11 protein-coding genes and 1 pseudogene are annotated in these 12853 nt (G+C 26.4%); 11 read left to right on the top strand and 1 reads right to left on the bottom strand.

Features of this window, described 5'->3' with window-relative positions:
- Positions 1-3: 3 nt before the first annotated feature.
- Genes T513_RS0104090 through T513_RS0104070 form a run of 5 tightly spaced genes read left to right on the top strand, consistent with a single transcriptional unit; the run spans position 4 to position 5469 of the window.
- Positions 4-585: a CatB-related O-acetyltransferase gene (locus T513_RS0104090; RefSeq protein WP_031589057.1), complete on the top strand. Its 582-nt coding sequence runs from the start codon at positions 4-6 to the stop codon at positions 583-585.
- A 12-nt stretch (positions 586-597) separates the two neighbouring features.
- Positions 598-1647: a polysaccharide pyruvyl transferase family protein gene (locus T513_RS0104085; RefSeq protein WP_051654380.1), complete on the top strand. Its 1050-nt coding sequence runs from the start codon at positions 598-600 to the stop codon at positions 1645-1647.
- 7 nt (positions 1648-1654) lie between these two features.
- Positions 1655-3172 (top strand): oligosaccharide flippase family protein, encoded by a 1518-nt coding sequence (locus T513_RS0104080; protein WP_031589052.1) that lies wholly within the window; start codon positions 1655-1657, stop codon positions 3170-3172.
- A 13-nt stretch (positions 3173-3185) separates the two neighbouring features.
- Positions 3186-4334: a Coenzyme F420 hydrogenase/dehydrogenase, beta subunit C-terminal domain gene (locus T513_RS0104075; protein WP_031589051.1), complete on the top strand. Its 1149-nt coding sequence runs from the start codon at positions 3186-3188 to the stop codon at positions 4332-4334.
- A 46-nt stretch (positions 4335-4380) separates the two neighbouring features.
- Entirely contained in the window at positions 4381-5469 is a 1089-nt protein-coding gene (locus tag T513_RS0104070; protein ID WP_162176419.1) for an acyltransferase family protein, read from the top strand.
- Between the two features lie 144 nt (positions 5470-5613).
- Here T513_RS0104070 and T513_RS0104065 read toward each other — a convergent pair whose 3' ends face one another.
- Complete coding sequence (locus T513_RS0104065) at positions 5614-6831, bottom strand: IS256 family transposase (RefSeq protein ID WP_051654379.1); 1218 nt, start codon at positions 6829-6831, stop codon at positions 5614-5616.
- Between the two features lie 235 nt (positions 6832-7066).
- Between T513_RS0104065 and T513_RS0104060 the strand changes: the two genes are divergently transcribed.
- The 6 genes and pseudogenes from T513_RS0104060 to T513_RS0104035 all read left to right on the top strand — a co-directional run bounded on the left by T513_RS0104060 (position 7067) and on the right by T513_RS0104035 (position 12807).
- Positions 7067-7654, top strand: a complete 588-nt coding sequence (locus T513_RS0104060; protein ID WP_031589046.1) for a hypothetical protein — start codon at positions 7067-7069, stop codon at positions 7652-7654.
- Between the two features lie 297 nt (positions 7655-7951).
- A pseudogene (locus T513_RS12645) lies at positions 7952-8092 on the top strand (transposase); the annotation flags it as partial.
- Positions 8093-8182: 90 nt separating this feature from the next.
- A complete protein-coding gene (locus tag T513_RS0104055) occupies positions 8183-8932 on the top strand; it encodes a hypothetical protein (protein ID WP_031589044.1) in 750 nt (249 codons plus the stop codon).
- A gap of 99 nt (positions 8933-9031) precedes the next feature.
- The gene (locus T513_RS0104050) at positions 9032-9922 is read left to right on the top strand and encodes a hypothetical protein (RefSeq protein ID WP_031589042.1); all 891 of its coding nucleotides are present in this window, start codon (positions 9032-9034) and stop codon (positions 9920-9922) included.
- Positions 9923-11313: 1391 nt separating this feature from the next.
- A complete protein-coding gene (locus T513_RS0104040) occupies positions 11314-11583 on the top strand; it encodes a hypothetical protein (protein ID WP_031589040.1) in 270 nt (89 codons plus the stop codon).
- A gap of 393 nt (positions 11584-11976) precedes the next feature.
- Complete coding sequence (locus T513_RS0104035) at positions 11977-12807, top strand: hypothetical protein (RefSeq protein ID WP_031589039.1); 831 nt, start codon at positions 11977-11979, stop codon at positions 12805-12807.
- The last annotated feature ends 46 nt before the right edge of the window (positions 12808-12853 follow it).

Below are 12853 nucleotides of genomic sequence, written 5' to 3'. Positions count from 1 at the left end.
GAAATGAAAAGAATTATAAAAAGATTATTATTAACATTTAAAAATAAAAATTGTAAAATTATGAGCAAAAATGTATCTTTCGATGTAAAACTAGAATCTAATGTTAAAATATATAATAATGTTTACATTGCTAATAAGGTTTCTATTGGTAGATTTACATATATAAGTTTTGATACAAAAATATATGAAAACACTAAAATAGGTGCATTTTGTTCAATAGGTCCTAATTGTGTAATTGGACCAGGTAATCATGACTATAAACTATTTACTACACATCCAATTTTATATGATAAAACATGGAACAAAGATATAACTAATCATATTAATATTAATAATAAGGATACTGTAATAGAGAACGATGTGTGGATTGGATGTAATTCTATAATTCTTAATGGAGTAAGAATTGGAACAGGAGCAATAATTGGTGCTGGAACTATTATTACAAAAGATGTTCCCCCATATGCAATTGTAGTCGGTAATCCTGGTAAAATAATAAAGTATAGATTTGATAAAAATCGAATTCAAGAAATATTAGATAGTAAATGGTGGGAGAAAGATATAAGTGATATAACAAAAATGAAATAAAAGGAGCAAAAAATGAAAAAAATAGGAATTGTTACAATTATAGGAGATTATAATTATGGAAATAGATTGCAAAATTATGCTCTTTATGCTGTATTAAAATCTTTAAAATATGATGTTGAAACAATCAACTTTAAGTATATGAATTGTAATGTAAAAAATAGAATAAAAATTTTATTTAGAGATGTTGTAGTTTTTTTGGGGCTTGGAAGATATAAAAGAAATAAAAAATTTAGAGATTTCAATAAAATGATTCCTTTCTCAAAAAACATTTATAACAATACTAAGATAGAAGTTGATAAATATGAATATTTTGTATGTGGTAGTGATCAAGTTTGGAATTATCATTTTAATGAATTTGGTGACAATACTTTATTAAAATTTTCTCAAAAAGAAAAAAACATTGCTTATGCTGCTAGTTATGGAGTAAGTAGCATTCCAAAAGAATATGAAGAAATATATATTACGGGATTAAATAATTTTAAAAGCATTTCTCTAAGAGAACAAGATGGTCAAGTTTTAACAGAAAAGTTGATTGGAAAAAAGTGTCCTGTTGTACTGGATCCAACTTTATTACTTTCAAGAGAAGAATGGGATTCTTTAGTTAAATCTAAAATAATTAAGAGAAAATATATTTTGGTTTATGTTTTAGGGGATAAATTAAAAAACATAGAAAGATTATTTGGAAATAATTTTGAAATTATTTATATGAATGATAGGAATAATAAAGATATTTATTCTTGTGGACCAAATGAGTTTCTTGGTTTAATAAAAAATGCTGAATTCATTATAACAGATTCGTACCATGCATGTATTTTTTCTATCATATTTGAAAAAAAATTTGCAATATTAGATAGAATGATTAACAACAAAAAGCATATGGAAGGAAGAATAAATACACTTTTAAAAATGGTTGAATTAAACAGCTTAAAAATTAATTCAATAGATGAAATTGTAGAAAAAGATTTATTAAATAAAAATATTGATTATGATAAATGTAAAAAAATAATCAACAATGAAAAAGATAAATCATTAAAGTATTTAAAAGATAGTTTGAATAGGTGAGTATTAAATGAAAAATGAGAGAAAAAAAGGAGCAGTCTTATCTTATATAAGCATATTTATTAATATGCTTATTACATTACTATATACTCCTTTTATGCTAAAAACTATTGGACAATCAGAGTATGGCTTATATTCGATGGTAAGTTCAATTATGCAGTATCTTGCTGTATTTGATTTTGGGTTTGGAAATGCAATAATAGTTTTTGCATCAAAGTGTCGTGCTAAAAATGACGAAGAAGGAGAATATAAAATATATAGTATTTTTAGTAAAGTTTATAAAATAATAAGTTTTATAACTCTTTTCTTGTGCATAATTATTTACTTTAATATCCAAAATATATTTGGATCGGCAATGACAGCATTTGAGATTGAAAGATGTAAAATAATGGTAATTATTTTAACAATTAATTTATGTATTAATTTTCCAATGTCTTTATATGATTCAATTATTACAATAAATGAGAAATTTGTTTTTCAAAGAAGCTTAACGATTGCGCGCATTATATCAAATCCGATAATAATGTTACCTTTACTAATACTTGGATACAAATCTATTGCTATGACAATGGTTGTTGCCTTTATTAATATTGTATGTAATATTATTGATTATATTTATTGTAGAAAAAAATTGAATTATAAATCTAAAAAATATAATTTTGATTGGGAATTATTTAAAACCATGTTCTCATATTCTTTCTTTATTTTTGTTGCAAGTGTTGTTGATAAATTAAATTGGAGTACTGATCAAATAATACTTGGAAGTGTTTGTAGTACGGTTGCAATTTCTATATATACTGTAGCAACATCTTTTAACAATTTGTTTATTAATTTTTCAGGTGCTATAAATGGAGTATTATTGCCTAAAATAAGTAAACTTGTTACAACAAATAATAAGCCATCTGTTATTACTCAAGAATTTATAAAAGTAGGAAGGATTCAATTTTATGTAGTCTTTTTAATGTTAACTGGATTGATTATTTTTGGAAAAGATTTTATTGTTTTATGGGTGGGAGAAGAATATATAAATTCATATTATGTTGCTTTATTACTAATTGTTCCATTAACAATTCCTTTAATTCAAAATTTGGGTTTAACTATTTTACAAGCACAAAACAAATATAAATTTAAATCATTTGTTACATTTATTATGGCTTTAATAAATATTATAATAAGCATTCCTCTTGCAAAAAAATTTGGACCGATTGGTAGTGCATTAGGAACTTGTATATCTTTGGTTATTGTTAATATAATAATTATGAATGTTTATTATTATAAGATTATTAAAATAGATGTTATAACCTTTTGGAAGAACATTTTTAGATTAATAATACCTTTGTTTATTCCTATAGTAATGATAGCTTTATTAAAGCATTATGTATTTACTAGAAATTATTTATATATTGTTGTATATGCTGGTATTTATTCAGCAATGTATTTTGTTATAGCTTATTTATTTTGCTTTAATAATTATGAAAAAGATATATTATTAAATATAAATAGAAAATTAAAGAAAGTATTAAGATAATTATGTGATATATATGAACAAAAATACTGTAGAAAAAATAGAAAAAAATTATTGTTCTGGTTGTGGATTGTGTTCAAATATTTGTCCTAAGGGAGCAATAATAATGAAAGATGATGAAGAGGGGTTTTTGTATCCAACAATTGATAAATCAAAATGCATAAATTGTGGAATGTGTTATTATAAATGCCCTATTAATAAAGAAGAACAAAGTAATAATAAAAATATTTCATATGCATGTTATAGTAAGGATGATTATTTAAGAAACAATAGTTCATCTGGTGGTATATTTGGAGTAATAGCGAAAAATGTCTTAAAAGAACATGGCGTTGTTTTTGGGGCTGCTTTTGATGAAAAAATGAGTATTAAACATATATATATTGAAAGTGAAAGTGAATTAATCAAGATTCTTGGTTCTAAATATGTTCAAAGTAGTATTGGTAATTCTTATAAGGATGTTAAACATTTTTTATCTTTAAACAAGAAAGTTTTATTTTCTGGAACACCTTGTCAAGTAAGAGGGTTAAAATATTTTTTAGGAAAAGAATATGATAATTTAATTACAATAGATATAATTTGTCATGGAGTTCCTTCACCAAAGATATGGAGTAAATATTTAGATTTTAGGGAGAATAAAGATAAAGAAAAGCCTAGTATTATTTCTTTTCGTAACAAAGATAACGGATGGAACAAGTTTAATATTATTTTCAAATACAAAAGTCATAACTATATAATGGATCATAACAAAGATATCTATATGCAATCTTTTTTATTAAATAGTTGTTTAAGAAATTCTTGTTATAATTGTAAATCAAAAGGAGATAAAAGAAAATCAGATATAACATTAGGTGATTTTTGGGGAATAGATAAAATAGATCCTAAAATGAATGATGGCAAGGGTGTATCTTTGTTAATAATAAATACTGATAAAGGCCAAGAGTATTTTGATAGAATAAGTAATGATATTATTAAAATACATGTTTCTTATGAACACGCTATAAAAGATAATGTTGCTTTAATATCTTCTGTTAAAAAACCAATTAGCAGAAAACATTTTATTAAAGAAGCTGATAATTATGATTTTGATGATTTATTTGAAAAATATGGTTATATTTTACCGTTATATAAAAAAATAATTTTGAGATTATTAAATAAATTGAAATAAAACGAATTATATAATAATGCTTAATAATATATGGTATGGTGATTTTGTGAAAAAGAGAATAATAGGAATAGATTTACTTAGAATATTATCCATGTTTGGAATAATAGGTTTGCATTTTATAAACCAAGGTGGAGTAATAGATAACTTAAATGTTTTTTCTCTTAAATATATTCCGGTGCTGTTATTTTTAACAATTTTATATACTTCTGTTAATGTTTTTGGACTATTATCTGGTTATTTAAACATAGAAAAAAGAACAATTAATTATTCAAGAATTTTAGATTTATTATTATGTGTATTATTTTGGTGCTTTACTATTACTTTTGTATTTTATATTTTTAATATAGTAGGTTTTAGAAACAAAGGCATTTTAGAAGTTTTTAAAGGATTGTTTCCATTTCTTTGTGGTAATTATTGGTATATAACTTGTTATGTTTTTTTGTTTTTTATAATGCAATATATTAATTTATTTTTAATTAATCTAAGTAGAGAAAAATATAAAAAATTATTAATTATACTTTTTTTCTTTTTTTGTATTATTCAAAATGTATTGTTGTATACAGATTTATTTAAGATTAATTTTGGATATAGTCCTTTCTGGCTTATTTATCTATATATGATTGGCGGATATATAAAATTATATAATCCATTTATCACAACTAGAAAAAAAATAATAATATTGGTATTTTCTTTAATTTGTTCCTTATGTTTCAATTATTTATTAAAGATTATTTCATTTAAATTAATTGGTGACTATATAAAACCAAATTGGTTTATTGATTATATATCTCCATTCACTTTAGTATCTTCAATTATTTTATTACTACTTTTTATAAATATTAACATAAAAAACATGAAAATTTACAATATCATTAGTTATTTTAGTGGGTTCTCTTTTTCAGTATATATTATTCATTGCCATCGAATAATATATTATAATATTATAACAAATTTGTTTGCACCTATAGTGAAATATAACTTTATAATTATTATAACTATTATCATAATTTCTATTATTGGTACATATATTATATGTGTTTTATTAGATTTGATAAGAAAAGTATTATTTAAATTATTTCATGTACATAAAATAATTGATTTTTTTGGATTTAAAATTAATATATATTTATCATGATATTTGATAAATAATAAAATGAATAATTGTATTTAAAAAAGTAAATTGATAGATAGCGTCAAGAATTTTGTGTAAATTCTAATTCCTTTATTAAATGATTTCTGTATGTTGGTACTTCCATTACTGCATGCAGTAATGGAAGTACTACTCTTCAGTGGACAAATGGGTCTCACTACCTTCACTGAACCAGAAGTCAGTGACCTTCCCAAATCCCTTGTGTATGCGATTAAGGAACTTCTCGTTGTATCGTTCAAACTGTGACACAAGGAACTTTTCTTCTGACAGTTCTGTAGGAAACTGTTCCTTTGCCTTGAAGTGACGCTTGAGCTGCTTGTCGTAGCTTTCAATCATGTTCGTAGTGTAGATGCTACTTCTTATTTCACTTGGAAAATCATAGAAGGTGAACATGTTGATGCTCTTGAGAGACTCGATTATCTTGGGATACTTTCTGCTCCACTTCCTGTTGAAGTTTGCCAGCTGATCCTGTGCAGCGTTCTTGTCAGCAGCAGTATAGACAGCCTTGAAGTCTTCAGTGATTTCTGCACGATCACTGGCTCTGCACTTACTGCTGATGTTTCTTTGCACATGTAGCAGGCATCTCTGAATTCTTGACATGGGATAGACGGAAGCTATTACCTCTTCCATCCCGTTCAATCCATCGGTGCAGAAGAGCGCAACACGCTCTACGCCACGTTCCCTGATTGATTCAATCATTTCCTTCCAGTTTGATTTTGATTCACTGGGTGCAATGGAATAGTCAATGATTTCCTTTGTTCCATCGGTGCGAATTCCCAGTGCGATGTGTACTGCCTCCTTCTGGACTGTATCACGTCTTAGAGGCATCATTGTCGCATCGACATAGACAACAGCATATTCCTTTGCGAGATGTCGATTTTTGAATGAGTCTATATTGGATATGATTCTGTTTGTGATGTTTGATACGGTTCCTCTGGAAACCTTTGCACCAAACATCTTCTCGACTGCTTCGGTGATTACGCTGTTTGTGAGTCCAAGATCAAACAGATCGATGATTGAATTTTCAGTCTCCTGAGTACGTCTCATGTAGGCAGGAATCAGTGAAGACACAAAAAGGCCAAGACGGTCTCTGGGCATCCTGATTGTAATGGGACCGTATTTCGTATCTATTTTTCTTTCAGGCTTGAATCCGTTTCTTGAACCCTTTTCATTGGTATGCTTGTATCTTTCATAACCAAGGAACTGCTCCAGCTCATAGTTCAGGACGTCATTGACCGCTTCTTCGAGCTGCTGACGGAATACTTCAGAAAGAACGCTTTCAAATTCAGGAAGATTGTGTTCGTTATTTAATAGATTTCTGATAAGCAATGTAGTAAAATGATTCATGGGTATACTCCTTTGTGGTTGTTTTGTTTGCAGAAATCATTCTACAAGGAATATACCTTTTTTGTCTATTGAATAACGTTAAATAAAATTCGACAAAACGAATTTACACAAAAAATTTTGCACTATGAATCTTGAAGTTAATTATTTAAGAAATATGATTGATGTGATTGATTTCATTAACAACAGCATAATTAATCTGATAATTCGTAGCAATAAAAAAAGGAGTGAAAGGATAATGAATTTAGAAAATTATTATTACTTTATAATATCAGTTACAATTTCTATTATTTGTTCAGTTGTTTCGTACTATTGTGGAACAAAGAAAAAGGTCAAAGAAAAAGTGCATGTATGTGCTCGTGATGAAGATTTATTGGAAGATATGTTAAAGTCAGATAATATTTCTTTATATACTGTAAACTCTTTTACATGGGCTACTATCTTTCAAAATGAATTATTAGGGAATCCTTCTATTCGAATAAAAAAATTAGAAATATTAATTAGAAAAATGGAAAACGAGACGAGTGAATATTTGTCAACTTTAGATGATTGTATAAAAATATGGAAGAATTTGCATAGAAAAGGAAGTATACAAGAATTAAGTATTTATGAATACAAAAACAAATCAGACAGTTATTATACAATAATTGGCAATACAGTCGTTCTTACAGGCCTTGTATATAAAGATGATACTAATAATTCAGAAACATCTATTGATTATCATCCAATTTACTTTGGTAGCAAAGTGTACGATGGAGATGAGATAATCAAAAGATATAAAAAGCATTTTGAATTATTGCTGAAAGAGAGTAAAAAAATTTATTAACGAATAAATTTTTTTGAAGAAAAAAGAAAACTTAATGAATTAAAACTTTACTATACATCTATGGTGGTGAGAGAAAACAGATAGTGTAAATAAAATCGCTAAGTTTAAGAAAAATGTTGCTACTAGATCATTAAATTTAGCTTAACACCTGATTTCTACTTTATAGCCACCTAACTTAAGTCATGATTTTTTAAATAATTGTAAAATGATCTTAAAAGGTCAGGTGAGTGCTATGATAACTGAAAACCAGGTAAAAACTATTTAAGATCTAAGGATAAGGATTATGTAAATAAACTTATCGAATCATTATATGAACAGGATGATGAAGACATTGATCCATCTCATAAGGCATGCCCTATATGTGGTTCAGTTCATTTCAAGAAGAATGGAAAAGATAAGAACGGACATCAGAGATATATCTGTCTTGACTGTCACAAGTCTTTTAGTGATAGAACCAACACCTTATTCTACTGGTCTCATTTTACTTTGGACCAGTGGCTTCACTTCATTGAACTGGAACTATATAAAATGCCTCTAGAGGGTGAAGCTCAAGTCTTGGGGACAAGCAAGACAACCTGCTTCTATATGCGTCATAAACTTTATCATGTAGCATCTGAAATCATAGGTCATCAGAAATTATCTGGTGAAGTTGAAATAGATACACAGTATAAAAGTATCAACCTAAAGGGAACACGCCCTCAGAATATGCCTAGATACTCAAAGAAAAGAGGTAAACAGGCTGCATATAGAGGAATATCTCATCACAAGGTTGCCATTGTCTGTGCTACAGATGAAAATGATCATATGATGATGCAGGTGTCAGGTCTTGGAAGTGAGTCATTCGATAAATATAAGGCGAATAAAGACTACTTTAAGGATGTGGAAGAGTTCATACCAGATTCAAAGGCAAGCATACAGCAGTTTGCCAACTATCTTGAAGCAGTAAACAATAAGATAAAGACATCTCCTTTAGAGAAACGATATCTTACTGATGATGGTAAATCATTAGGAGCTGTCAATGAGATGATGACAGAAGTAAGCTCAATGATACAGACAACAAGAGGCATTGGAACCAGATACATACAAGGTTATCTAGATTTCCTGCTTCTTAAGGAGCAGGCTAAGTATACATTCAAGAGAAAGGAAATGGCATCTGAGATTCTAAGAATGATGATGGATACTGAGGCTTTCAGTAATGAAATGGTAAGAGCTACACCTATGCCTATTTCACTTAAGGAAGCATATTACGAATATCGTTATGGTATTTTTGCTGAATAAGATTACCCAAAGCAACACTTTTCTTAAATTGAGTAAAAATGCAATAGATGATTAATAAGACTGTTTTGATTTGATTCGTTCTTGAAAAGAGGTGTTTAAATGGAAAAGAATATTTATTATTATGAGTTAGTTGTTAAAAAGAAGAAAGACAAATCTGAAATTGCTTTAAATAATAATGAAATATATCAAATGTTTGAAGATATATATAATCATACAAGATCGGTTGATGTTTATAAAACATGTGAATTGGATGGATTGTATTATTATGATTTTATGATTTTTAATCAGGAAGAAATGTTTTTAAAAATCGGTAAAGCAAATATGAATAATGCGATTGAAATAAGGGATAAAGATACTTTTAAAAGTGGACCAATTAATATTAAAGAGAATCAACAACTTAATACAATATTATATTTTTATATGGACTTTAACACTTGTATTGCTACAATATGCAGTTCTGAAGGTATTGGATATGGAACGGCTGTAAAAAAGCTCTTGATTGATAAATATAAAAAGGATATCACAAATGTGAGTTTTGCTAATATTTTATCTAAAGATATTATTAAAACAATTATGAAAAAAGATATTATTAGTAATATTGAATTTAGTTATGCAGTTCCTTCAGATGAAATTTTGAGCAGTATTCATCTAAATAGAGATGTATTTAATGATATTCAAAACAAAAAATCTATGCAAATGACATGTAAATTATGTATTGATAGAAATAAATCGGCATTTGATGATAATAGGCGAGTACTGACGGTGTTTAATGATATAACCAGTAAGTATAAACTGCTAAAAAGTTTTCATATAGATGCAAAAAATAAAGGTGAAAAAAAAGAACGTTTTAATTTATTAGAATATAGATATAAAGACAAAATAGAATACAATGAGCATGACTTTTCAAAGTATAAAACTATGTATGAGTTGATAAAATCTAAATATTCAAATAAGAAATATGAAATATGCGAACTTATACAAAATACATAAGTCTATTTTTTGTGGCATTATATAAATTTGATTGTTCAAAGTTTGTTATGAAAATTGAAAATGATATGTATACATTATCAGTGGATATTCTTGCAATTGTACTTACTGTTGTAACAATTATAATTGCATTAATTGATCACGAAAAAGTAAAAAGGTTATCAAAATATGGATATTTGGATCGATTTAAAAAATCAAATAAGACTTGCTTGTATGTAGGTCTATTTAATATTATTTTACATTATATCTATAAAATTCTAGAATTTATTAATTTTCAATATATTAAGATTTTTGTATGTTTATATTTATGTTCTTTTGTTGTAATGTTTATATCCTTGATTTTAATTTCTTATGATATAATGTGGTTGATGAAAATTGTTTTTAAAACTGATTAACATGGAAATGGTTATAAATGAAATTTAGAAAGGTAAGGTATATATAATTGAATGCAAATTTATATGGTTAAGATAATGTTAGAACATAGTGTAAAATTTTTTTGTGTAAATTCGTTTATCAGAATTTATGTCTGTTGTATAGATTGGCTGATAGACAAAAAAGGTATACTCCTTTGTGATTGTTTTTGTTGCAGAAATCATTTAATAAAGGAATTAGAATTTACACAAAATTCTTGACGCTATCTTCTATTATGTAAACATTAATATGAATATAGCTATTCACTTATATAAAAATTTAATAAAATTAAATATGTAGTATAGGGCTGTCTTCATTTTGAAGATAGCCCTTTTTTCTTTTATAGATCATTTATTATCGCTCAGCAGAGTCAGTATTTGTATCAAAATATACCCAAGATTCACATAACAACTAACCATTAATTCACATGCAATTAATATGTTTTCTGAATTTGTATTATAAATTAATCAAAGAAATTCAAAATTTTTTTAGAATTTTTTTATTGTCCGTTTTCTATTACATGTAAAACGTTTAGACACATATAAAAAGTAATGGAAAATACAGCATAAAAGAAAAAAATCTTCTTATGGTTTTAATACATGCTTACATACTATTTTTGAAATTATGTCGATGTAATCAATAGAAAATAATACTTTACTATTTTTTGTTTTAGTGTCTATAATCAAAGTAACAAAGAGGTCAATTTATTATTTAAATTAGACCGAATTGCTATTTTTCACTTTATAATTCTATTCAAAAGAATAGTCAATTTCTTAAAAGAGGAGATGAATCTAAATATCTAAAAGAAGAGACATAGCTTTCAATGCTTCAGGATTTAAAGAAGCAGCAAATCATTTAATACATTAATAAGTAAGAATGGTGCGACTTTATTAGAATATGGTCCAGCATATACTACGAATTTATCTTTATCATGTGAACTGTATTTAAAAGCTCTTTTATGTGATGATACTACAGGCCATAGTTTGGTATCTTTATTTGAAAAAGTAGATGATAGTATAAAGAAATCAATCATAAGAAATTATGAGAATAAATGTGAAGAATATAATAAACGTTCTAAGTTATCTTATGATTTTATAACATTAGATGAGTGTTTAAGAGAGTATGATAATGCATTTGAGGATTGGAGATATTATTATGAGGGAAATAAGAAATCTAATCTGCTAGGAGGTTTAGATCTTAGTATCTTTATAGATTGTATCGAAGAGGAAGTTGATAAATTAGAAGAGTTATAAATAGAAAATCTAATAGATGATGATACCACTGATCATCATCTAATCTTTAATCACTAGTGAGTGTGTTTATGCGAGTAATACAATAGATTGATCTTTATATTGATTAATTTAATTCACTTAGTATGAGTGAAGTTAGTAGTAATGTGATTCTATCAGGATTTATATTTACTTTTATGTTTTTACTTAGATGTTTGAGATAAATTGGATTAATTTAAACTTTAGTTTTTCCTAGGGTTTGCTATCGAGAGATCACATAGAACAATGAATGTTCTTTTATCAATGATAATAACAATAAAATCATAAAGAAAGACATGTATTTTAATAGGAAAAATATAATACGTGATAATTTATCATTGAACAAAAATAAACTAATATTTTAGGAAGTGGGAATACGTGAGAGGAAAAAAATGGTTGGTTTTTATAACAGGATTATTAACTGTTTTGAGTATAATAGTTGTTTTAGTTATTTCAAAAAACCAGTGTTCAAAAGTATATGATATATCTTTGGCTATTTTTGGTAGTTCTATTCTAGGATTAATTATGTCATTGATTGAGTATTTCTTTGAAAAAAGATTGGCTATGGAGAAATTTATATCAAGCTCAACAGTATATATTGATGCTTTTTTAAAGATTAAACCATTATGCTTTGATCAACCACTAGATTTAATACTTAGAAATATGAATGAGTTCCAGTCTGATGAAAGAAGAATAGCACGCAATGAATTAAAGAAGTGGTTGAAAGAAAATGGAAAAGATGATTCTGAAAAGAATTGTGATCATGTAATTGAAACAGCGAAGAATAGTTTCAAACAATATATTAATAACCTTGAAAAAATACTTGAAATATCTTTCAATGAATTGGATTTTTCATATGGAAATCTCGATTTTATTTTTAATAAAAATGTTCGTAATGATTTAGCTTACAAAGATATTTATTTAAGAATAGAAGATATGATTGATTTATTGAAAAGGTATCAGATTCACTTTGACTATTTAAAGAGTGGTGAGGGAAGTTTTAGACAGTGTTGTAAACTGATTGTTGATATAAATAATAAATTATTTGTTATGAAGAAAGATGATAATTGTATATGTATTTATAATGTATTTGTAGAAAAATTGATTAATAGTACTAACGAGTTTTGGGGGTTATATTCTAAAGAGCCAGTTAAAGATATTGAACCTTTGCTAGTTTTTTCCAAAAATGAATATACTTCTAAAAAATAATATTTTTATGAGACAGTTAGATTTAAGCTCTGAAAAGAATAAAATT

Source organism: Kandleria vitulina DSM 20405, assembly GCF_000702065.1.
In the GTDB taxonomy this organism is placed as follows: domain Bacteria; phylum Bacillota_I; class Bacilli_A; order Erysipelotrichales; family Coprobacillaceae; genus Kandleria; species Kandleria vitulina.
This window is presented reverse-complemented; position numbering and strand designations above follow the sequence as displayed.

Excerpts from the sequence above, each read along its gene's own strand:
- T513_RS0104080 (WP_031589052.1), top strand. The coding sequence starts at position 1,655 with ATGAAAAATGAGAGAAAAAAAGGAGCAGTCTTATCTTATATAAGCATA.
- T513_RS0104060 (WP_031589046.1), top strand. The coding sequence starts at position 7,067 with ATGAATTTAGAAAATTATTATTACTTTATAATATCAGTTACAATTTCT.
- T513_RS0104075 (WP_031589051.1), top strand. The coding sequence starts at position 3,186 with ATGAACAAAAATACTGTAGAAAAAATAGAAAAAAATTATTGTTCTGGT.
- T513_RS0104085 (WP_051654380.1), top strand. The coding sequence starts at position 598 with ATGAAAAAAATAGGAATTGTTACAATTATAGGAGATTATAATTATGGA.
- T513_RS0104090 (WP_031589057.1), top strand. The coding sequence starts at position 4 with ATGAAAAGAATTATAAAAAGATTATTATTAACATTTAAAAATAAAAAT.
- T513_RS0104050 (WP_031589042.1), top strand. The coding sequence starts at position 9,032 with ATGGAAAAGAATATTTATTATTATGAGTTAGTTGTTAAAAAGAAGAAA.
- T513_RS0104065 (WP_051654379.1), bottom strand. The coding sequence starts at position 6,831 with ATGAATCATTTTACTACATTGCTTATCAGAAATCTATTAAATAACGAA.
- T513_RS0104055 (WP_031589044.1), top strand. The coding sequence starts at position 8,183 with ATGCCTCTAGAGGGTGAAGCTCAAGTCTTGGGGACAAGCAAGACAACC.